Raw genomic sequence first — 21,222 nt, 5'->3', positions numbered from 1 at the left:
CGTTTCAGGCGGAACGGTTGTCCGGGGTATCCGGTGGCAGGAGCACGCCGGCGGTGAGACCGGTGGTGAGGGTGGCCGCGGTGTCGGCGGCGAGGTCGGCGGTTCGGCGGACGGCCGCGCGCAGTTCGTACACGCGGCGGAAGGCCTCCCCGTAGCGCCGCTGTTCTTCCAGGGGCAGCAGCGGTACGCGCAGGCGGCCCGGTGTGACGTGCACGAGGGTGCTGCCGGTGGACGCGGAGGCGATGTTGTCCTCGGCGCCGAGGAACCCGGCCAGGAACCACGGGTCGAGGCGGGCCGGGTCGGGGCGTAGGAGGTGGATGTGCGGACCGAGCAGGGCTCCGGCGTCCTGGTCGTCTGCGACCCGGGTCATCGCGGCCGCGTCGCCGCCGCTCGCGACGGCGCGAACGAGGACGTCCCCGGCGGCGACGGGTTGCGCGGCGTCGGCGTGGAGGTCGACGGACCCACCGGACGGGGGGTTCCCGGCGGAGACGTCCCGGGCGGTGAGGACCGGTCGGTCCACGGTGGGGGCGGTGCCGCCCTTGGAGCCTCGTGTGCCGGGCGTCGCCGCCCGCAGTACGGTCAGGGCCCCGCCGCGCGCCAGGTCGGAGACGGTCGCCGTACGCCACTCGCGGGCCGAGGACCCGGACGGCTGCCACCCGCCGGACGCGGAGGCGGCCGTCAGGGCGGCGACCTGCTCGGCCAGTTGCTCGTGCAGGTCGTGGACGCGGCGGGCCAGGGCGGCCGGGTCGATGTCGGCCGCGGTCGCCCGCACATGGCGGGCCGGGGTGACGTCGACGACGTCGTCGAGGAGGTCGACGAGCGGCACCGCGCGGGCGACGCCGGGCTCGTCGGCGTAGGTGTCGGGGGCGGTGGTGAACGCGGCCCACTGGGCAAGGACCCGGTCGGTCAGCCCCGCCCAGTCGAAGGAGGCGGCGGAGGCGGAAGAGGTGGGGGCAGAGGAGGCGGCGGAAGAGGACGAGCCGGATCGGCGGGGGCGTGAGCCGCCGCGGGTGCCGGCGCCGGCCGTGGCCGTATCGGTGGCGGACGGCGTGCCCGCGGCGCCGTCCCGCTGCTCGCCCTCCCCGTCGACGAACAGCACCGTCGTACGGTCCGTGCCGCCCGGCTCGGGGCGTTGGAACACCCAGATCTGCAGGCCGATGTGGAGCGGATACGCGGCACGCGCGGGAAGTGAGACGACGGCGCGCAGGGCCCCGCTGCGGATGAGTTCCGCGCGGACGCGGCGGCCGGAGGAGCGGAAGGCGAGCGCGGGCGGCAGCAGCATGACCGCGTGGCCGCCGGGCTCCAGGTGCGCGAGGGCGTGCTGCACCCAGGCCAGTTCGGATTCGAAGCGCGGTGGGAGTCCGTACGCCCACCTCGGGTCGTAGGCCAGCTCGTCGTGACCCCAATCGCGGTCGGCGAACGGCGGGTTGCAGAGGACGGCGTCGACGGTGACGTCGGGGAAGGCGTCGGCGCGCAGGCTGTCGCCGACGCGGATCGCCGTCTCGGCCTCGGGTGCGGCGAGCAGCAGCCGGACCGCGGTGCGTTGGCCCTGGACGGGGAGCGAGTCCTGCCCGTACAGCTCCTGTGCGCCCTGCCGGGCGGCGGCGGCGAGGAGTGTGCCGCTGCCGCAGGCAGGGTCGAGGACGCGGGACGTGCCGGCGGGCAGGAGCCGTGCCATGAGCAGGGCCAGGCCCTCCGGGGTCTGGTAAACGCCGCTGGCGGCGCCCTCGTCCAGTTCGCGTTCGGCGAGGACGTCGACGGCGGCCTGTGCCCCCGCCTCACGGACGCAACCCAGCAGCGCGCGGACCGCGCCCGCGTCGTCCGGACCGTAGCGGACCGGCTCGGCCTCGGGCACAGCAGCCGGGAGTTCGCCCGCGGTCTTCTCCGCCTGTGCGATCAGCTGGTCGTCGGGCACGGCGGCGAGTTCGGCCAGTTCCTCCGGCGTGCGGCGGGACGCGGCAGCCACCAGCGGGAACAGTCGCGCGGCCACTCCCGAGCCGGGTCCCAGTAGCCGTAGCGCCGTACGCAGCTCCTCCGTCGGCGAGGCGGTGGAGGTGTGACCGCGTCCCCGCAGCCATGCCTGGACGGCCGGCAGGTCGTAGAGCGGGCTGGTTTCCGTGCCTCCGCTGGGGGCCGGGAAGTCGTCGTGGCGGCGGCGCCAGTTGCTGACGGTGGCGCGTGTGACCCCTGCGATGCGGGAGATCTCGGCGGCTGTCACATGCGCGGAGGGCGCCAGTTGGGCTGGTGGCTGCTGGGGCATGGCGTGGGGTTCCGCACCTCTCGGGCCAGTCGGATAGTGGACGGTTAACACATTACAGCGGCCGTCAAGTCCGTCAATCCGTTTGACGATGCTTTCAGTCTCGTGCTTATCTAGTCCTGCTTCCGAGTGGAAGCGGCGGCCCGAGGCGCTCTACTGAGTCCGCGCCGCGCATCCGATCTCTTCAGATCCCTGCCGATCCCAGCGGGCGTCACGCGCCGCCTGTCCTCTCTCCCGCTGCCCCCCGAGGGCTACCTGCTCGGAAAAGGAAGTCAGCCATGACCATCACTGTCGACTCCTCGCGCCTCTCCCTGGTGCGTGAGGAGTCCACTTACCTGGCGATCCGCACGAGCCAGGGCGGCCGGACCGTCTACACGACGCGCATTCCGCTCGCCGACCTCTCGGTCATCCTCACCATCCCGGACCCCGCCAAGCCGGACCCGGACAACCGCAAGGTGGACATCACCCACGCCAAGGGCTTCGGCCAGTACCTCGCCGACAACCCCAGGTGGGTGGCTCCGGCCCTCCTCATCCGCGACACGGGCGGCTGCCGCTTCGAGCCGATCAGCGAAGACGGCTCGGTCGGCTACCTCACCGTCCCGTGGTCCATCGGCGGCATCGGACGCCTGATCACGATCGACGGCCAGCACCGCATCCTCGGGGTCCACCTGGAGAAGAAGCGCATCACGGACGAGGTCTCCCGCATCGACCGGGAGATCCACCGCGCCAACGAGGCCAAGAAGGCGAAGTTGGAGCAGGACCGCGCGGCGCTGATCGGCCGAATGCAGCGACTCAAGGACGAGTTCGTCGGCATTGACATCTACGTGGAGCCCGACGGCGTCAGCGGCCAGCAGATGTTCGTCGACGTCGCGGACAACGCCAAGGGGATCTCCGGTGCCGTGCGGGCCCGCTTCGACACCTCGCGCATCGCCAACCGCACGCTCAGCGACATCGTCGTCCACCCCCTCTTCCTGGGCAAGGTCGACATTGAGCGGGACCGGATGACCCTGATCAACCGCAACCTGATGGGCGCCAAGCACGTCGCTGACATAACGCGGGCCGTCATCGCCGGTCCCGGTGGCCGTGTCAGCAAGAAGGTCGAGTCGCTGACCGACAACGAGGTCATCGAGAGTGTCCGCGGCTTCTTGGATGTCATCTCCATTGCGTTCACCGCGCTCGCGGAGATCACTGAGGAGGACGTGGACAACTACGATCCCTCGCTCTCCGTCAAGAAGAAGAACGAGCCGTCGGCTCCCCCCACCAAGGCCATGAGGCTGCGCGAGTCCTCGCTTCTGGGCTCGGTGGGCATGCTCCGCGTCCTGGGTGGCGTCTACCGCAACCTGAAGGAGGACGGAGCCGAGGACGGTGACATCCAGGAGTTCTTCAAGCGGCTCGACCGGCACATGACCGCCCCCGTCACCGAGGACAGCATCTGGCGCACCACGGACGCGAACGAGGACTTTGAGCCGAACGCCTCCGCCCCGATCATGCGTCAGCAGAACGTCGTGCACCTGACCAGGGTGATCACGGACTGGTACAAGAAGGCCCCGGCTGCTATCTGACCCACCAGCACCACCGGAGCCCCTCCGCAATCTGGCGGATTCCAGGGGTCATTGCAACGCAGTGATGGCGCCTGACCCACACGGCCAAGCTCGGCGGGCGTCACGCGCCGCCCGCCCTCTCTCCCGCTGTCCCTTCACGAAGGCAAGGAGGCAACAACTGTCATGGGGCGTCGTTCTCCCCTCGCCCACGCACCGCACCCCGCCATGTCCGCTTGCCGCCAGGTGTGCGTGAACGAAATGGTCAAGGCCGTCGCCGGGCCGATCGTGCTGGCCACGGATGCCTCGGTAGGCCCGGACCAGGTGGCCTCCGGCTACCTCGCCACCACCGGCCACACCGGGCTGCGCGCCCACCTCTACCCGAAGCACCTCGTACGACCCCGCTCCCGCGTGGTCGTCACCGAACTGCGCGCCGTGTACTGGGGCCTCAAGACGGTCCTCCACGCGCACCCCGGCCAACCCATCGAGGTCCGCGTGGACAACTTGCAGGCGCCGCGGCACCTGCACAGCTGGCAGCAGGGCGGGACGGACATGCCCGAGGGCTACGACACCCACCTGCGCTCCCAGGGCCGCTGGCCCAGCCTGGTCAAGCTGCAGTTGCTTGCCGAGTACACCCCTCACTTGACCTTCGTCCACGAGAAGGCCCACGCCGGTCACCCCCTCAACGAGGCCGCCGACTCTCTGGCCAAGCTCGGCCTGCGGTGCGTGCGCGGCACCGTCCCGCGCACCGAACTCCCGCGCTTGGTCCCGCTGTGGGCTACAGGCGCTCTCGCCGCCTGGTCCGCCTGACGCACATTCCAGCTTCACAAGTCACACGCACCCGCAAGGTGCATCTACATCCCCTGGGGGGACCATGAGCCAGCAGCAGCCCCAGCCCGGTTGGGGCGGCCCGCAGCACCAGGGCTACGGCATTCCGCCGTTCCAGCCGCAGCGGCCGAAGAAGTCGAAGGCAGGGAAGATCGTCGGCTTCGGCTGCCTCGGCGTCGTTGCCCTCTTCGTTCTGATCGGCGTCGCCGCCGCGGCCGGCGGCGGAAACGGCGACTCCACCGACACGGGCGCCAAGGACAAGGCCGTCGCCGCCGGCCGCACGCCGGAGTCCGACAAGGCCGAGGCGACGCCCGCGCAGAAGACGAAGACGCAGGCGGAGCAGTTCAAGGCCTGCGTCGCCAAGTCCGGTACGGCCACGGAGAAGAAGGCCGTCCAGCACGTGACGAAGGTGACCGGCGCGGACAAGCGGAACGACATCCTGGACTCGGCTGAGGTCTACACCGACTTCACTGGCGGGCTTATGAGCGACAACCAGGGGGACGCGAAGCTCATCGCCTCTGCGTTCACGTCCTGCTACGAGTCCAAGAACGGGCTCGTCAGCGTCTACGGCCAGGATGGCGACCTCATCGCCAACGCCAACTACTGATCTCTTCGACCAAGGCCGTGACGGTGGCGCGGCGGCAGCTCATTCTTCAGCGGCAAGTGGACCGACGCCACGGCTGGCTGGCTGCCCGAGCGGGCCAGTACGCCTTCGAGTGCGGCGGCGAGGCGATGCTCCGCCACCTACGCGCCGCCCCCCGGCCACGACCTGCTGCGTGGTGTTCACCCTCCGATTCCTTACCCGAAGGACAACCGTGAACCGAGCCAACGTCATTGCCATTGCCGCCTGCGGGTTGACCGCCCTGTCCCTCACCGCGGCCACGGTGGATCACGTCAGTACCCACTCTGCCCTCGCCACCGCCCGCCGTCAGGCGGCTGCTTCCGACCACCGCGCCCATCAGGCCGAGTCTCGCCCGCCCAAGGTCGTCACCCATACGGTCACCAAGGCTGTGGGCAAGCCTGTCTTCGGCCGCTCAACACTTCTCGGCGCCTACGCCTCCGGCGCGATATCGGGGGCGTGTACGTCGACGACGGCAGCATGACCTACACCGCGAGCGACAGCACCTGCTCGCAGGAGTACGCCCAGATCTCCCAGGAGCCCACCGGCGGCACCATCCACCGTGACGCCTTCATGAAAGCCTGCCTGACCAACGTCGACGACATCGCCAAGACCGACCCCGCGCCCTGACCGGCGGCGCTCGGCGCCGACCGGCAGGTCACGTGGGCGCATCGGGCGCGGCACCCCTCAACGAGGCCGCCGACCCCCTCGCGAGCTCGGCCCGCACTTCGCGCGTGACACCGTCCCGCCCACCGAACTCCCGCGCCTGGTCACGCTGTAGGCCACCGGCGCCCTCACCGACTACCGACGCCCTCGGGCCGCCTTTCTCCCCACTGCCGGCCGGGGATCCGGTGAACCTGCCCCGCCTTCGGCCCGGCCCCCGGGCTCTTCCATGTTTCCCGCGCCCACCCCGGAGCACCTCATGACCGAGAAGGAACAGCCCCAGCACACCGCGCACCATTCCACCCAGCCGCCCCAGACCGCCCCGTCCATGCCCATAGCCGAACTGGTGGAGGCCCGCCTCGCGGAGGCGGTCCTCAGCGAGCCGGTGAAGGTGCTCCTCAAGGACGCTCTGGGCGAGGGGGAGGCCGAAGGGCTGTCCTCCGTCGGCCGGATCTACCTCGACTCCGTCTCCGTGGAAGGCTTCCGTGGCATCGGCCCCCGCGCCTGGCTCAACCTCAGCCCCCGGCCGGGTGTCACCCTCGTCGTGGGCCGCAACGGCTCCGGCAAGTCCAGCATCGCCGAGGCCGTCGAGACGGCGTTCACCGGGACGAACACGCGATGGCTGGGACAGGACGCGACGCGCACCAGCAACTGGCGGAACCTGCACGAGAGTTCCAAGACGGAAGTCGAGGTCAAGCTCGCGGCAGAGGGCGACAACGGCCTGAGCACGCTCACCCGCACCTGGTCCGGCAACGACATCGGCGACTGCGCGGGCACGTTCCGGCGGCCCGAACACGGCACGGTCCCCCTCGACCAGGTGGACTGGAAGCAGGCCCTCACGGACTACCGCCCCTTCCTGTCGTACGTCGATCTCGGCCGCATGATCAGCGGCAAGCCCTCCCAGATGTACGACTCCATCGCCACGATCCTCGGACTGGGGCACATCAGCGCCGCGTACAACCGCCTCGGGCAGCAGGAGAAGGCGCTGGGTGACGCCGTCAAGGCGGCGAAGAACGAGGTGCCGGAGCTCAAGGACGCGCTGTACGCACTGCAGGACGACGAACGTGCGGTCCAGGCGCTCGTAGCCATCGAGACGAAAGGTCGACCCGACTTCGAGACTCTTGAGGGGCTGGTGGTGGGCCTGCCTGCTACTGACGACGGCCTCCTCGCCGAGCTGCGCGCCGCGGCTGACGTGCAGGGACCCGACCTGGAGCAGGTCGGGGCCGCGGTGGACCGGCTGCGCGAGGCGCTCGCCGGAGTCGAGGACGTGCGCTTGACCGGCGCCGAGGACGCGCTGCAGCGCGCCCACCTCCTGGAGAAGGCACTGGCCCACAACAACCGCCACCCTGACGAGGCGTCCTGCCCCGTCTGTGGCACGGAGCAGGTCCTCGACGTCGCGTGGGCCGCCGGCGCCAGTGTTCAGATCGACATGCTCCGCCATGAGGCGAAGACCGCCGAGGACGCCCGCAGCGAACTGCGGTCGGCGACACGGGCGGCGCAGGACCTCGTCCAAACGCCCCAGCGGATCCCGGTCGCCCTGGCGGATCCGTGGAACGCCTGGCTCGCCTGCCGGACGGTCAGCGACCCGGGTGAGCTCGCCCAGCGCGTCCACGACACCGCATTGACCCTGGCCGATGCCTGCGCCGCGGTGAAGGAAAACGCCGCCAGGGAGCTGGAGAAGCGGGACGAACGGTGGCGTCAGCTCGTCACGCGTCTGGCGAGCTGGACGGAGAAGGCCCGCGCCGCGGCGGAGGGCGAGCCCCGGCTAGGTCACGTCAGGAAGGCCCGGGCCTGGGTCAAGGCGCTCTCCGCCGAGCTGCGGGAGAAGCGCATGGAGGGCTTCACCAGCCACTCCCAGCGGATCTGGGAGAAGCTTCGCCAGGAGAGCGACATCGACCTCCAGTCGGTGACTCTTCAGGGCAGCGAGAAGGCTACTGTCCGCAAGCTCGTCATGGACGTCACCGTCGACGGCGAGGAGGCTTCGGCACTGAGCGTCATGAGCCAGGGAGAGCAGCACTCTCTCGCGCTGTCCCTGTTCCTGCCCCGGGCCGCCACCGCCGACAGTCCGTTCGGCTTCATCGTCATCGACGACCCCGTGCAGTCCATGGACCCCGCCAAGGTCAACGGGCTCGCCCAGGTCCTGCACGAGCTCGGCGAGCACCGACAGGTGATCGTGTTCACCCACGACACCCGGCTCCAGCGCGCCTTCACGACCCAGGAGCTGCCGGTCACGGTGTTCGAGGTCGAACGGGGCAAGTCGTCCAAGGTGCACGTCAAGCCGGTGACCGACCCGGTCCGCCAGGCAATCGGGGACGCCAGGGCCCTTGCCAGCACCAAAAACCTGCCGGAGGCAGCACGCACCCATGTACTGCCCAGCCTGTGCCGGATCGCCCTGGAGAACGCCTTCGTCGAGGCGGCCTGGGTCCAGTACCACCGCTCCGGAGGCTCCGAGCATGATCTGCATGCCTCCGTAGCCGACGCCGACAAGCTCATGAAGATGGCCGCGCTGGCCTTCTTCGGTGACATCGGCCGCACCGACGATGTGTATCGGGAACTCCGCACCCGCTGCGGACCGCGTTCGGTGGACCTCCTCAAGCAGTGCCAGAACGGCGCCCACGCCACGGGCGCGCGGATCGCCGATGCTCACCACTTCGTGGACGAGATCAAGGATCTCGCGCAGAAGGTGCGTACGGCAGGGGTGACCAAGTGACGACCACCCAAAACACCTCCGTCGAAGAGCTGCTGCTGACGGCCGACCTGTTGCTCTCCGACCCCAACGTCGGGGCGACGGCGGCCGGCCGGCACCGCGGGGCCTCCCTCGTGCTGCGGACGGCCCTGGAGATCGCCGTCGACTGCACGCTCGACGCAGCGGTGCCGGGGCTCGCCGGCATCACCACGCGGGCCAAGATGCTCTGCCTGCGCTGCTACATAGCCGCGACGACCGCCCGCCGGACCAACGCCGTCTGGTCGCACCTCTGCCTGGGGTGCCACTACCACCAGTACGAGATCGGTCCCACCCGGGATCAGGTCCGCGCATGGCGGACGGAAGTCCGCAAACTGGTACAGGAATTGACCCCCTGACCCGGTATTAACAGCTGACCCATGTGTCTGATAAGTCTTTTGCCGGGGGCCGGGCGTATGCCCGGCGCGCGGCGCCTCTCGGGGCGCCGCAGGGGGAGGGGACGTACATGAGCACCACCACACGCGTCGAGATCATCGCCGAGGGGCAGAAGGCGGTGGACCGCGCCAACGGCTGCGACGAGAAGCCTCTGGCCGAACTGAGTGGCGGCTCCATCACCTCGACCCCCGTAAGCGGCAAAGATAGCGTCGCCAACCGGAAAGACGCCGAAGACAAGGCCGCGGAAGACACCGGTCTCGGTGACGCGTCGCTGGTCATCAGCCGCGTGGACACGCGGGATGGGCAGGACGGGAAGCCGGATACCTGGTACGTCGGCCGTCGTGCCGTCTCCGATGTGGAAACCCGCGGCTCCATCGTCGTGCTGTGGCCCACCCCGCTGGCGCAGAAGTGGTCCAAGGCCCTGCCCGGCCCACGGGTGAGGTGCTCCTGCGGCGGCAACTGCGCTGGAAGGCCGTACTCAACGCCTTCGACATCACCTTCGACGGCCGGCTCGCCGCCGGGCGCCGCTGAAAACATCCGATCGAGTTTCACGGTTCCCTACACAGACCCCCTGTTCCCGTGAGGCAGCAGTGACCCAACCCATGTTCTCCGACCACCGTCTCGTCCAGACCGCAGTGGTCGCAGACGCCCACTCCGACCACCCGGTCATCCTCCCCATGGACGCCGCGGAACTGGACGCATGGCGCAGACGCCACCCCAACTACACCTATTGGTGCGGATACGAACTAGGCGGTTGTGGCGGCAAGTTGGCAGACCGGCTCTATCACGACAAGGTCTGCCACTTCGCCCACGTGGCCGGCGGCCCCACCTGCGGTCGCGCCGCCACCGGCGAATCCAGCGCGGACCACCTGTTCATCAAGCGGGGCCTACGTAACCTGCTCGGCAACCATGGGCATCGAGGCACCGTGGAGACCCGCAATCTCGGCTCAGGACCCGGTGACGCTGTTGACCTTCACCTGCCCGCCGTCCGCCGCAGGCTCCGCTTCCAGCTTTCCCAACTCGACTACCGGGGCTGGCGCGCAGCGACCCAGGCCCTCGGTGACGACGTGGACGAGGTCGACTGGCTCTTCGGCACGGACGATCCCCTCACCAAGGAACTCCTCGCCCGCCAGGGCTACAGTCTCCGCTTCCGCCTGGAGACCGCCGGCGGCGAGCGCCGTGTCCACGTCGGAGCCCAGACCCTCGTCGAACCGACCGTGCGGTGGAGCCCTCTGGAAGACTGCCGCATCACGCCCACCGGCTTGCTGGCCCCAGCCGCCGAAGCGATACGCATATCCCCGCCGCGACCGAAGCCGCTCGGCTTCCCCGTCAGCGGCACTCTGCACTTCGCTTTCGACCTCGAGGCCCCCGTCGCAGGCGACTCGCCGTTCGGCGCGGAGGGGCGCCGCCTCGTCATGGCCGACGTGAAACCCATGGACAGCCCCATCGTCCGTGCGGTGCTCTCCCTTCCCGACGACACCGAGCTTCCTCCCGCGCGACATGTCTACGGCACCGACAGCCATGACCACGCCCGCCTCTTGGTCCAGGAGGGCGGCGGCTGGGTAGTCCAACTGGACCGCTTCTACCGCCTCGACGTACACAGCGCCGCCCGTAGCGGGCTGTCCTCGAGCGGACCGGGATCGCTGTCGGGCGAGCCTGCTGCCGAGAACCGTGAGCTAGAGAAGCCGTTTTATGTGTTGCCGAAGGTACGGGGCGTGGCGGACCCGCGTGAGTCACGCAGAGACAAGGAGAAGCGGCTAGCCGTGCCGGAGCAGGCCAAGGCGACGACCGCGCCGCCCAATCTGCTGGCCGAAACCCGCCCCATGACCCGCCCCGATGCGGTACGGCGCATCCGAGCCCTGTTGACAGAGGGCGCGGTGAAAGGGAGAACCGTCGCCTGGTCGGAGATCGTCGCCGCCATAGGGCCGGTCCTGGAAGGGCTGCCCCAGTCCGAGATCGCGGACCTTCTGGTGGGGCTCGAATTTCCACTCACCGCTATCAAGCCCGTGCTGTCCGCCTTGTTGTCCGAGCACGGTGCCCCTTTCCACTCCTGCCTCCCAGCCGTCCTTGTCAAGCTAGGCGTCGAGTACGCAGCCGACGTACCGCTGCACGATCCCCGGCTGACGCGGTGGGTCACTGTCGAACGGCAACGCGCTCATGCGGCGTTCGCCGAGCCGAAGGCGTTGATCCCGCCCCGCGTCGAACTGGCCCCGTCGGAGGAACCAGTGGCCTCCCCGAAAGTCGAGGCCGTCGCATCTCTGCGACAAGAGATCTTCGAACTCGTTGAGCAACTCGTGGAGTTGAGGCCGCGCCTGTACGCAGGCTCGACCATCAGCAAGCGAGCCGGTGACGCGACACGCAAAGCGCAAGGTTGGCTTCAGTTCCATGATCTCTCGGACAGTGAGAAGGAAGCGCTCTCCAACAATCAGCGCAGCCGGGCATCGGCGAATCCGGAACATCTCAGGCGCACGCTTCAAGAGGTGCGAGCAGAGGCAGCCAGGCAGACGGCGGTCAAGACTGAACCGGGCGAGGAACTGCGACAGCTTCTCGTCACTGTGGCGAGGCGAGGGGCCACCATCACCACATCAGAACTGGAAGGGCTGCGCTGTATAAAAGATGGTGCGCAGGCGTTGGTACTGATGGAGGTCGACAGGAGCGTCTCTGAAGACGCACCCTTCCTATCCGCACTGGTCGTCAGCGATCAGGGTTTGCCCTTGCCGGGCTTCCGTGAAGCTCTACGGGCCGCGGGGTACAAGGTGCCGTCGTCCAAGCACGCTTTAAGGCGCGCCTGGCGGCGAGAGCAGGAGCGGGCCCATGCGGCCCATGCCACCCCACCCCGCCGACTGCCAGGACGCCTCGTGCAGAAGAGCGACACGGCGGATCAGTCCCCGGCATAAGAGGCGAAGGCGGTTCACGATACCGCTAGCCGGAGTCGGCGCAGTGTCGCGCGTGGGAGCGGAGTGACAAGTGCGGCGAGGAAAGTGCGGTCCGCGGCGTGGAGGCAGGGACGCTTGCCGTTGAGTTGTCGCTGCAGAAGGCCGAGTTGGTGGCGGAGGGCCAAGATTTCGGCGTCCTTCTCGTGGTCGGTCCTTGGCAACAACCGGAGTGCTGAAAAGGTCTGGGTCATGGCGAGGTAGGCAAGGCGAAGAAGCATGAGTAGTGATCATGTCGGATAGCAGATGGTCACGCCCTGGCTGCGCTGACCTGCGCGGATGTATTTTCCGGCACGCACAACGCCATGATCTCAGCCGCCACCGGAGCGGTCGCGTTGGTGATCGGGCCGCTCAACCGAGAGCACGGCTTCGGGTGTTTGGTCGTCGCGGTGATCCTGGCCGGTGTGTCCCAGATCGCCCTCAGGGCGATCGGAGCCGCGAAGTTGATGCGGTTCGTGCCGCGCAGCGTGGTGGTCGACTTCGTCAACGCCCTCGCCATCATGATCTTCATGGCCCAGCTGCCCGAGATGACGGACGTACCGTGGGTCGCCTACCCGCTGAAGCTCCTCGGACTGAAACCCGATAGGGGCCCAGGTGATCTCAGCCAGGGAGATCCTGAATTCTGCTCATGCGGATGCCGGTCGATTCGGCCACCTGACGGAGACCGGGGCCCATGTCCGTATCATTCTCCAGCACCATGAGGGGCTGAAATCGAGTCTGTGACGGGATGGATCCAACCGACCGGGCGATATGCCGAGCCGCCTCTCTGAGTTGGTTCGAGCCTTCACCGGGTTGGGGTTCGGGGCTCGCTACCCAGGCCCCATAGGCGGTGTGTCCGTCGACCCAGCCGAGGTCGAACTCTGGACCACGCCGGCCGGGGGATCGAACTTCGAGGGAAGTGCGCTCAGCCGTCTGATCGATCAGACGTGCCAGAAGCCTCTGATGTCGAGGCGTTCCGCGCCCGAAGACATGGGCCTCAAGCCGACTGACCCTGCGGTTGCGCAGGTTGAGTCGGTCGAACGGTCCCCCGAGGACTCCGTCGCCGACCTCGGGCAACACCGCCACCTGGCTACCTCGCATCTTCAGGTGTCGGCATCGAGCAGGTGCTCCGAACAGAAGATCGGAGAAGCCGGCGGCATCGACTACGTGTATGTGCTGTCCGAGTCTGCGTGACTCGATTACTTTCAATAGCTTTTGACTCAACCCGTGGTCTGCGTCCTTGACGTTGCCTGCCAACTCGCCGTGGACGACGAGCGTTACCTTCCTGGAGAAGCTGTCCTGGCAGATGGCTCCTAATGATTCGGATCTTGAGCGGCAGTCCTTGCGGAACACCCATTCGCCATCCACCAGGGTTTTTCCGGTGAACATGACTATGTGCCCACGGAGTTCACGTATCCATCCGGTACATGGTGCGGGCATTCGCGTCAGCCTCCCAGAGTCTGAACAACCTCCGCCGCGCAGCATAGTGCTGTCGTCAATTTCGGGAAAGTGCGTAGCCAATTATTCGGGCCCCCGCCCGGCTTCGGCCCTTGGCCAGTACATCGGCGCGCCCGCGCCCGCCCGTCACGATCCTGGGGCGGACCCAGCTCCCTCGCAGTATCTCGACCACCGGCTTTGGCGTTGCCCACTACCCCACCGGCAGCGATGACTTTACGAGCCACAGGCACGACCAGCGATCAAGGTGGTGCCCTTAGCAAGGTCTTTTGTAGCTCTGTGGCGCGAGAGCGTGGCCACCTTCGGTACGGTTGGCTCTTCTCGCGGCAACCTGTGCGTGCCGATAATTACGCCCTTGCAGGTCAGGAAGCGTGTTGGTACTCGTGGAGCACACCGCCGAGACGGTCGCGTCGGCGTATGCCAAGACGCTCGATCTGTACTGGTTCGAGCGGTTCGGGGACGGCGTGGAGAGGCGCGGCAGCCTGCAGTGTGCGGTGGGTGCGGTGATGGTTGTAGTGCTGCTCGTACTCGCGGAGCGCTCGCCGGAGGTGGGCTTCGTTCCATAGCAGGGCGCGATCGAGGAGTTCACGGCGCAGGCTGCGAACCCAGCGTTCCATGATTGAGTTCATGCGCGGCGTGCGGACGGCGGTGAGCACGGTACGGATCCCGGCCTGACCGAGGATCTCGGCGATGGCAGCGGGGTATTTCGCGTCGCGGTCGCGGATCACGAACTTGATGGCGGCGAGCCGTCCGGCATCTTCGAGGTCCATGACCAGGTTCTTGATTGCCTGGGTGACCCAGGCATGGGTGGGATGCGCGGTGGTGCCGAGCACACGGACACCTCGGCGGGCGTGGTGGATGGCGGCGAGGATGTACTGACGCTGCCCGCTGAGGGTGACGGTCTCGATGAAGTCCATCGCGAGGATGGCCTCGGCCTGGGAGTGCAGGAAGGTGGCCCAGGTGACGTTCGAGCGTTGGGTCGCGGGATCGACGCCTTCGGCCTTGAGGATTTCCCAGACGGTGGAGGGCGCCAGCTTGATGCCGAGGAGCGTGAGTTCGCCGTGGATGGGCCGGTAGCCCCAGGTGGGGTTTTCCTCGGCGAGGCGGAGTATGAGGCGGCGGACGGAAGTGACTGTGCGGGGGCGGCCGGCACGCGGGTTGCGGCTGAGGCGGACGTGACGGTTATTCATGAAGTCGCGGTGCCAGCGCAGGACAGTGTCCGGGGAGACGATGAGCCGCAGCCGGCGCAGGGCGGCTCGTGGCAGCGGGGCGAGGAGAGTGGCTAGGAAGGCGCGGTCGGCCGCCTGAAAACCGGGGCGCTGGTTGCCGAGCCGACGTTGCAGGACGGCGAGCTGGTGACGCAACGCGAGGATCTCGATGTCCTTGTCGTGGTCGTTCATCGGGATCAGTCGCAGGGCGGTGAAGGCGTGAGTGACGGCAATGCAGGCCAGGCGTGCGAGCATGAGCAGTGATCATTGCCGACCGCTGTCGTCGGCGCGATAGCGGGGCTGAACTGCACCGACGTAATATTCGGCACCCACAACGCCAGTCGTAGCAGCACAGCCGATCATCATGGCGCAGTGGTCTTCGGTCCTGCCAGAGCGCCGGGCCGGGCGACGCAGCCGACATCCCACGCGTCGTGGCACAGCTAGCACCAGGGCGGATGAGGTTATCGGCAAGGGCAAGGACACGATCGACCGCGGGCAGGGGGCGCCGGGAGAGCTGACGACGGCCGAGCGCGAAGAGCTGCGCCGGCTGCGGAGGCTGGCCGCCGAGCAGGCAGAGACGATCGAAGTGCTGCGAAAAGCGGCGGTCTTCTTCGCGAAGGAGAGCGATCGATGAGCGAGGTGTACGCGTTCATCGAGGCGGAGAAGACCACCCACAACGTTGCTCTGTTGTGCCGGCTGCTGAAGGTGGCCCGCTCCTCCTTCTATGCGTGGCTGGCCGGCGAGAGAGCTCGCTCGGCGAGGAAGGCCGCTGATGACGCCCTGGCCCACGAGATCACTGTGCTGCACGTCGCCTCCAGGGCAGCCTATGGGGTGCCGCGCATCCACGCCGGGCTGCGCCGTCTCGGGCACCGGGTCAACCGCAAACGGATCGAGCGCGTCATGCGTGAACGCGGCATCAGCGGTGTCACGCGGCGCAGGCGAAAGGGGCTGACCCGCCCGGCCAAAAGGGCGGTGCCGGCCCCGGACCTGATCGGCCGCGACTTCACCGCGAGTGCGCCGGGGTTGAAGCTGGTCGGCGACATCACTTACATACCTACCGATGAGGGGTGGCTGTATCTGGCGACCTGGCTCGACCTCGCGACCCGCGAGATCGTCGGCTACTCGATGGCCGACCACCACCGCGCATCCCTGGTCGTGGACGCGCTGAAGATGGCCGCCGGACGCGGCCTGCTCCAGCCCGGATGCATTGCGCACTCGGACCGCGGCAGTGAATACACCTTGGACGAACTCCGCTGTGAAATAAGCCGGTTGGGACTGCGGCAGAGCATGGGCCGCACTGGCTCGTGCTTCGACAACGCCGCCGCCGAGTCGTTCTTCGCACTGCGAAGGAGGAGATCGGAACCCGCCGCTGGCCCGACCGCTCCAGCGCCCGCGCGGACATCTTCGCTTTCGTCGAGACCTTCTACAACCGACAGCGCCTACGCCGCCATCCACGCTGGGGCTACCTCACCCCGTTGGAGACCCGACAGCGCCTCGAACAAGAACACGCCCTCGTGGCGTAAGAATCGAGTGTCCAAGATCACGGGGAAGCTTCAGGTGGAGGCGTATTCGGGTCTATGTCAGCCACTCCGTCGAAATTTCCCGTTCGAGATACACCCACGGGTCGTTACGCAGGGATGCCAGCAGTTCCTCCGCGTCGTAGAGGGACCGGGAAACCTCCTGGCAGACGAACTGCGTCAGACCCAGCACCGTCATGCGTAGATCCTCCCAGCCGCGGGTGATGGCCACAACGTCCACGAACCGCTCCCGACGTGAATCGTCCGTGACGTGCGACAGCGCGTTACGGCGCTGGCCGAACCCGCTGAAATGCCTGTTGAGCTGGGTGCTGAGGTACTGCGGGAGCAGAGGACGTGACTCCTTGAGCAACTCCTGTATGGCCGGGCTGCCTTCCCCCGTGGCCGGCTTGAGCGCCTCGGCTATCCCGTAGCCGCGCCAGTACGTGGAGGTCTGCATCATCTCGGGCCACGGCTCAGCCATACCCTCCAGCACTAGGACATGATGCGTGAGCCCGATGAAGGCCAATCTGAGGTTCACGTCGTCTGGCAGCGCTGCTGGAGCGATAGGCCAGTCGTAGGGGGGCGAGCCGATGATGCTGGCAAGCGTCCATCCAACGATCACTGGGCTCAGGACTGGGGGCAGCGGTGCGGTGAGACCCGGCACTTCGGCGATCGCGCGCCGCAGTACGTTCGTTGCCAGCGCGGAGCCCAGCTCTCGATCGTCTCCTGTGGTGCGCAGCCCGGCCAGGATCCAGGTGGCCAGCAGAGCATGTTCGTCGCTGGGCGGCGCGAGGCTGCTAACGCTGTCGGCGCCGGCCAACTTCAGCCATGCCTCCCAGTACTCGTTGTACGCATCGGCTGCAGTGCCGAGCCACACGTGGTCGTAGCCGATCTCGGCGAGGCGCTCTTCCAGAACGTCGCGGCGTGCCTCATCGGCGGCGAGCAGCCGGTACAGCTCGGTGTAGACCAGCGGTGAAAGCTCGCACCTCAGCTCGTCCATAGGACCTGCTCCAGCTGTTCGGCCAGCGGCACGTCCGGCTCAGCGTCGCCGTCATAGTCGAGGGCTTCTCGCGGGATCGGGAAGCGTTCGATGTCCGCGCGCTTCACAGACTGCACGGTCGACCCACGCAGGAGGATCCGCCTGATCGCCTGACCTTCGCGCCCGTTGAGGTAGTGCGCCAGGGCGGGCCCCTGCGACTGATCGAGTAGGCGCAGGACGAAGACATGCGGATCTGCTACGCCCGGGCGCTGCGCGACAGTGGCATAGGAATATTCGCCCAAGCCCGCGATGAGGAGATCTCCGGGAGCGATGACGGTGGCCCCGGTTGTCTTTGGCTCGACCCATCGGCGGGGCGGCTTTCCGGCCAGGGTACTAACGTCCACCACTGGCAGGGTTCCCGGCAGCTCCTCAAGGCTTTCGGCATTTCGGGTCGATCGAGACCGCGCCAGCTCCCGGATGAAGGAGCTGAGGGGCTCTCCGTTGTCCAGGAGGCGGGGGTTGGGCGTCGCAAGCGTGATCGCCCAGTCATTCCGGACGCGCAGATCCGCCGTGGTCCACCATGTCGACTCCGCAGGCGCCTCCGCCCGATGGGTTCGCTCCTCGATCTGGGCGAGGTCCTGGTGCAAGCGCTGTGTGTGCGCCAGAGGCGGCATTGGCAGAGTTATGTCGAGCAGGTCCGATGTCTTGACGGCTCCCGTGGGCGACCCTGCCGCCAGGAGCGCCCGCCGAGCACGCCCGCTCTGGCTGTTGAGTACGGCCCAAATCCACAGGGAATCGGTCACGGCGAGGGGGCGCAAGGCCGTGAACCGCGAAGAGAACAGTGCCCCGTTCAGCCGGTCGTCGATAAGGAGTGCCGAGCCGGATGCCGAGGACGGCACCAGGACGTCACCACTTCGCAGCCCGCGCAGGCCGACGACGAAGACGCTCCCCTGATACTTGGTGCTCCGCCGCCTGACGGAGCCGGTTGACGCAGCCACATTGACGGGTGTGATGACGGGCGAACCAGCCCTTGTCACGGTGCCCGGCGGCAGTGTCGAAGCAAGCTCACGAAGGGAAGCCAGTGGTGCTTGTATCGGCCATTGGAATGCGGAAGAAGCCAACCTGACGGGGTCCCATCCGGGACCGACCTTGCGCAGGTCAACGACCAGGGACGTACTCACGGTTGCCCCAGGCCACGTCGAGTTGCTGCAGGATTGATGAACTCAAGTGCTGCGTTCAGAGCCGCGCCCTCCGGCTCCAGTTGGTTCTCCCAGTCCTCCCCGAGCTGCGCAACGAACGTCTGCGCCGGATCCTTCTTGTCAATCGTCATGAGTACGGAAGTGGCTCCCGTGCCGGCCATGGCTCCCCTAGGCAGACCGATCAAGGCCGCTACGTGAAACTCATTGGCCAGAAAAGTCCGATATGACGCAAAGCGATCCGACGAGGTGAACCAGCTAGCTACATGGAACACGGCACGCCCGCCCGCCTTCAACGCCCGCAGGCTCTTGTCGACTGCTACGACGTCACCGTCGCTGGTCCTCGATCCGTCCAACAGCGTCTCGTGATCACGCGAGCGGACACGAAGAGGCGGCGCTGTGATGATGACGTCGGCCCTCACGAATTCCGTGCCAAAGGCATCGGCCTCGTCGATCGTCACGGGCAGCGGGGCGCCGTGACCGATACCGGCAGCGAGGCTGGCGAGTCGCGGGTTGATCTCGTAGCCGACGAACCGGGCCGGGATTTCCAGACGGGCGGTACGGTCGAGGACGGCCCACAGGAACGAGCCGGTCCCGCAGAACGGGTCCAGGACGGTCCCCGCCACACGCTGTTCGACCAGCGCAGCGACCGCGGAAGTGATCGCCGGGTGGGAACTGGATTCAGAACTGCCGCGGGAGGCAAACTCGATCAGTGCCGCACGCTTGGCACGCCACAGCACATTCGGTCGCACGGGAAGCAGCCCGCCGTCCGGCAACTCGATGTAGGACTGCTCAGTCTCGGCCAGGGCTGCCCCGGCTGGGAAGGCATCGCCGACACGCACCCCGGAATCGCGAAGACGACTGGCCTCGAACCAAAGGCGTTGTACCAGCAGGGAAGTCGCGAGTTCGTCATCGGTAAGCAGGCCTTGCGCACCATACTCGGGAGGCGTCGGACCATCGACAGGCTCCAGGGACCGGACACCGCGGTCGGCCTTGAACCACCTACCGTTGATGACGGCGTAGTGGTCGACAGTGCCCATGATGTCGCGGCTACGGGCAAGGCTAGGGAGAACGAGCTCGGGCTGCTTCAGCTGCCCCGTCTTGAGTTCGACAACTGCCCACGGCACCAAGTCCCCATCGGAGTTGGCGGCCCAGGCCAGCACATCCGGCCGAAAGCTCGGCAGCTTCTCAAGGCGCGGCTGCACCTGTAAAAGCGTATAGCCCGCGCCTCGAAGCATGGACCGTACGTCAGTCGCCCCCACGTTCCTGTCCGACATCGTCTACCCCCTCTCCCGATCAAGCCAGCCGCGCAAAGTATCGCACCCACTTGACCACTGCAACCCGAAGCCGCCGTCACTCACCCCAGGCTCTTCGCGTTACCCCCGTCTACCGGCCGACCCTCGTCGATCCCTACCGCGACCACCTACGCGCCCGCCGCGCAACAGACCCCGCAGTCCCCACCGCACAACTACTTCGGGAAGTCGATAGAGTTGGGCTACACAGGCAGCGCCAACTTGCTGGTCCGCTACCTCAACCAAGGCCGCGCCGAGGGCAACCGCCCCGCGCCACGCCAGCCGGCTCCTCGAGGATGCGCCAGACGCCGGACTTGCTGATAGCGATGTCGTGGTACCGCTTGAGGTACATCGCGATCTTCTCGAAGCCGAAGCGGTAGTTCTGCCGCGCCGCTGACCTCTTCGACGTGGCGTATGACGGCGAGGCGCTGCTTGGCCTCTCGGCCAAGCGGCTTGGTGGGGCTGGAGTTTGACATGTGTGTGATGCAGTTACCTGGCACCACGCTTTTGTTGAGGGTTGCTATAGGAAGCAGGGGCGTGATGGACGATGCGCCTATGCTGCAGGTCTACCTCAGTTGTCGCCTTGTCGAAGTTTCCCGTGGGACACTGGGCGTGTCATAGCGGACACCAACACGGTTGGGGCGGGTAGTCGATGAGCGTGCAGTTCGAGCAGGTTCCCCTTGTTGGAACTGGCGCTAGCCCGGCTGATGATGTGGACACGTGGCTGGCCTCGGCGCCCGTACACGCCCTCGTCGAAGCGTTCGCCAGGACATCAGATGATCGGAACCTGCTGGAAGCGCTAGCTGCCGCCAAGGGGGAGCCGAGCGACCGCCTGGCCGCACTCGACACTTTCACCGATCGCTGGGACACCCGCCAGGGACTGGAGCGCAACCAGGCCGCGGAGTTGCCGCTGACCGCCGAGCAGCAGGAACTCGTCCTCGCAGCTGCTACCGCCCTGAGTCTGCGTGGCGGCGCCCGGCTCCGCTTCCGCCGTTACGACCACGTGCTGGTCCTCGGCGGCCTGATCCGGGCATGCTTGGTCCGGCCCGCCTATGCGGCGCATCTGATCAGTACCGGGCAGATCGAGGCAGGTGCGATCACAGCGCTCGGAGGACACCGGCCTTTTGTCGGCGACGAGTTTCAGCTAGCCGCTGAGGCAGGCGCCCCGGAGCTCGATGAAGAGTACGAGGCCATGGACTTCGGCACTCGCCGGGCGTTTGGCCTTTCAGAGCCGGAGCGTGTGGAAGGGGAAGTGTCTGATCTACCCGGCGGTACCTGGGGGGTGAGGCACTACCGTACCGACCGAGGCGTAGCGGTCCATGTGGTCGCCGCTCCATCCTCAGAGCCAGGTGTCCGCAGGGCCAACACTCCAGACTCCTACGACTTCTTCGCCAGGCGACTCGCCGAGCTGCAGCCCGGTCAGCGACTGCTGATGGTCACCACGCCGATCTATGTGCCCGCCCAGCACGCAGCTGCTGTCCGGATGCTGGCGCTGCCGTTTGGAGTGGAGGTGGACACAGTGGGCAATGAGCCGGCGGCCGTCCCAGGTGCTCCAGCCGCGAACTTCAGCGCCACCAAGTATCTACTCGAGGTGCGCTCTGCCGTCCGCGCCATGCGGCAGCTGATCGCCTCGTTGTAAA

17 protein-coding genes and 2 pseudogenes are annotated in these 21,222 nt (G+C 67.5%); 14 read left to right on the top strand and 5 right to left on the bottom strand.

Annotated features, from left to right (window positions below; translation table 11 throughout):
- Positions 1-4: 4 nt before the first annotated feature.
- Entirely contained in the window at positions 5-2,218 is a 2,214-nt protein-coding gene (locus OHA58_RS04360) for an N-6 DNA methylase (RefSeq protein WP_405484752.1), read from the bottom strand.
- 317 nt (positions 2,219-2,535) lie between these two features.
- On the opposite strand from OHA58_RS04360, the gene OHA58_RS04355 reads away from it, so the two are divergent.
- From OHA58_RS04355 to OHA58_RS04310, 10 genes and pseudogenes are all read left to right on the top strand, one after another.
- Complete coding sequence (locus OHA58_RS04355) at positions 2,536-3,819, top strand: DNA sulfur modification protein DndB (protein ID WP_405476592.1); 1,284 nt, start codon at positions 2,536-2,538, stop codon at positions 3,817-3,819.
- A gap of 162 nt (positions 3,820-3,981) precedes the next feature.
- Complete coding sequence (locus OHA58_RS04350) at positions 3,982-4,605, top strand: ribonuclease HI (RefSeq protein ID WP_405476590.1); 624 nt, start codon at positions 3,982-3,984, stop codon at positions 4,603-4,605.
- Positions 4,606-4,669: 64 nt separating this feature from the next.
- Complete coding sequence (locus OHA58_RS04345) at positions 4,670-5,230, top strand: hypothetical protein (RefSeq protein WP_405476587.1); 561 nt, start codon at positions 4,670-4,672, stop codon at positions 5,228-5,230.
- A 208-nt stretch (positions 5,231-5,438) separates the two neighbouring features.
- Positions 5,439-5,726 (top strand): hypothetical protein, encoded by a 288-nt coding sequence (locus tag OHA58_RS04340; protein ID WP_405476584.1) that lies wholly within the window; start codon positions 5,439-5,441, stop codon positions 5,724-5,726.
- Positions 5,723-5,872: a hypothetical protein gene (locus OHA58_RS04335; protein WP_405476582.1), complete on the top strand. Its 150-nt coding sequence runs from the start codon at positions 5,723-5,725 to the stop codon at positions 5,870-5,872. The genes OHA58_RS04340 and OHA58_RS04335 overlap by 4 nt, the downstream gene beginning before the upstream one ends.
- Positions 5,873-6,164: 292 nt before the next feature.
- Positions 6,165-8,615, top strand: coding sequence for an AAA family ATPase (locus tag OHA58_RS04330; protein WP_405476579.1), 2,451 nt, complete (start codon positions 6,165-6,167; stop codon positions 8,613-8,615).
- A complete protein-coding gene (locus tag OHA58_RS04325) occupies positions 8,612-8,986 on the top strand; it encodes a hypothetical protein (RefSeq protein WP_405476576.1) in 375 nt (124 codons plus the stop codon). The genes OHA58_RS04330 and OHA58_RS04325 overlap by 4 nt, the downstream gene beginning before the upstream one ends.
- A 107-nt stretch (positions 8,987-9,093) precedes the next feature.
- Positions 9,094-9,606 (top strand): hypothetical protein, encoded by a 513-nt coding sequence (locus OHA58_RS04320; protein WP_405476573.1) that lies wholly within the window; start codon positions 9,094-9,096, stop codon positions 9,604-9,606.
- A 19-nt stretch (positions 9,607-9,625) separates the two neighbouring features.
- Positions 9,626-11,920 carry a hypothetical protein gene (locus OHA58_RS04315; RefSeq protein WP_405476571.1) on the top strand — a complete coding sequence of 765 codons (2,295 nt, stop codon included), beginning with the start codon at positions 9,626-9,628 and terminating at the stop codon, positions 11,918-11,920.
- A gap of 341 nt (positions 11,921-12,261) precedes the next feature.
- Positions 12,262-12,531: pseudogene (locus OHA58_RS04310) on the top strand (SulP family inorganic anion transporter); the annotation flags it as partial.
- Between the two features lie 25 nt (positions 12,532-12,556).
- On the opposite strand, the gene OHA58_RS04305 reads toward OHA58_RS04310, so the two are convergent.
- Entirely contained in the window at positions 12,557-13,324 is a 768-nt protein-coding gene (locus OHA58_RS04305) for a hypothetical protein (RefSeq protein ID WP_405485423.1), read from the bottom strand.
- Positions 13,325-13,752: 428 nt separating this feature from the next.
- Positions 13,753-14,853, bottom strand: coding sequence for an integrase core domain-containing protein (locus tag OHA58_RS04300; RefSeq protein WP_405476568.1), 1,101 nt, complete (start codon positions 14,851-14,853; stop codon positions 13,753-13,755).
- Between the two features lie 109 nt (positions 14,854-14,962).
- On the opposite strand from OHA58_RS04300, the gene OHA58_RS04295 reads away from it, so the two are divergent.
- Both OHA58_RS04295 and OHA58_RS04290 read left to right on the top strand, forming a co-directional pair.
- A complete protein-coding gene (locus tag OHA58_RS04295; RefSeq protein WP_405476566.1) occupies positions 14,963-15,232 on the top strand; it encodes a hypothetical protein in 270 nt (89 codons plus the stop codon).
- Positions 15,229-16,320 carry an IS3 family transposase gene (locus tag OHA58_RS04290; protein ID WP_405476563.1) on the top strand — a complete coding sequence of 364 codons (1,092 nt, stop codon included), beginning with the start codon at positions 15,229-15,231 and terminating at the stop codon, positions 16,318-16,320. The genes OHA58_RS04295 and OHA58_RS04290 overlap by 4 nt, the downstream gene beginning before the upstream one ends.
- Positions 16,321-17,102: 782 nt before the next feature.
- Here the strand turns inward: OHA58_RS04290 and OHA58_RS04285 are convergent.
- The gene (locus OHA58_RS04285; RefSeq protein WP_405476560.1) at positions 17,103-18,092 is read right to left on the bottom strand and encodes a hypothetical protein; all 990 of its coding nucleotides are present in this window, start codon (positions 18,090-18,092) and stop codon (positions 17,103-17,105) included.
- A gap of 179 nt (positions 18,093-18,271) precedes the next feature.
- On the bottom strand, positions 18,272-19,495 hold the full coding sequence (locus tag OHA58_RS04280; RefSeq protein WP_405476558.1) for an N-6 DNA methylase: 1,224 nt from the start codon (positions 19,493-19,495) through the stop codon (positions 18,272-18,274).
- Positions 19,496-19,620: 125 nt separating this feature from the next.
- On the opposite strand from OHA58_RS04280, the pseudogene OHA58_RS04275 reads away from it, so the two are divergent.
- A pseudogene (locus OHA58_RS04275) lies at positions 19,621-19,852 on the top strand (ISL3 family transposase); the annotation flags it as partial.
- 382 nt (positions 19,853-20,234) lie between these two features.
- Positions 20,235-21,221, top strand: coding sequence for a hypothetical protein (locus tag OHA58_RS04270; protein ID WP_405476555.1), 987 nt, complete (start codon positions 20,235-20,237; stop codon positions 21,219-21,221).
- Position 21,222 lies beyond the last annotated feature (1 nt).

The organism is Streptomyces sp. NBC_00009, assembly GCF_045040855.1.
Lineage (GTDB): Bacteria > Actinomycetota > Actinomycetes > Streptomycetales > Streptomycetaceae > Streptomyces > Streptomyces aureus.
Note: the sequence above shows the minus strand (reverse complement) of the source record. Positions and strands in the feature narration are given on the sequence as shown.

What these genes read in the sequence shown, in the direction of transcription:
- OHA58_RS04355 (WP_405476592.1), top strand. Translation starts at nt 2,536, where the DNA reads ATGACCATCACTGTCGACTCCTCGCGCCTCTCCCTGGTGCGTGAGGAG.
- OHA58_RS04350 (WP_405476590.1), top strand. Translation starts at nt 3,982, where the DNA reads ATGGGGCGTCGTTCTCCCCTCGCCCACGCACCGCACCCCGCCATGTCC.
- OHA58_RS04345 (WP_405476587.1), top strand. Translation starts at nt 4,670, where the DNA reads ATGAGCCAGCAGCAGCCCCAGCCCGGTTGGGGCGGCCCGCAGCACCAG.
- OHA58_RS04335 (WP_405476582.1), top strand. Translation starts at nt 5,723, where the DNA reads ATGACCTACACCGCGAGCGACAGCACCTGCTCGCAGGAGTACGCCCAG.
- OHA58_RS04330 (WP_405476579.1), top strand. Translation starts at nt 6,165, where the DNA reads ATGACCGAGAAGGAACAGCCCCAGCACACCGCGCACCATTCCACCCAG.
- OHA58_RS04320 (WP_405476573.1), top strand. Translation starts at nt 9,094, where the DNA reads ATGAGCACCACCACACGCGTCGAGATCATCGCCGAGGGGCAGAAGGCG.
- OHA58_RS04315 (WP_405476571.1), top strand. Translation starts at nt 9,626, where the DNA reads ATGTTCTCCGACCACCGTCTCGTCCAGACCGCAGTGGTCGCAGACGCC.
- OHA58_RS04305 (WP_405485423.1), bottom strand. Translation starts at nt 13,324, where the DNA reads ATGTTCACCGGAAAAACCCTGGTGGATGGCGAATGGGTGTTCCGCAAG.
- OHA58_RS04300 (WP_405476568.1), bottom strand. Translation starts at nt 14,853, where the DNA reads ATGCTCGCACGCCTGGCCTGCATTGCCGTCACTCACGCCTTCACCGCC.
- OHA58_RS04295 (WP_405476566.1), top strand. Translation starts at nt 14,963, where the DNA reads ATGGCGCAGTGGTCTTCGGTCCTGCCAGAGCGCCGGGCCGGGCGACGC.
- OHA58_RS04290 (WP_405476563.1), top strand. Translation starts at nt 15,229, where the DNA reads ATGAGCGAGGTGTACGCGTTCATCGAGGCGGAGAAGACCACCCACAAC.
- OHA58_RS04270 (WP_405476555.1), top strand. Translation starts at nt 20,235, where the DNA reads ATGAGCGTGCAGTTCGAGCAGGTTCCCCTTGTTGGAACTGGCGCTAGC.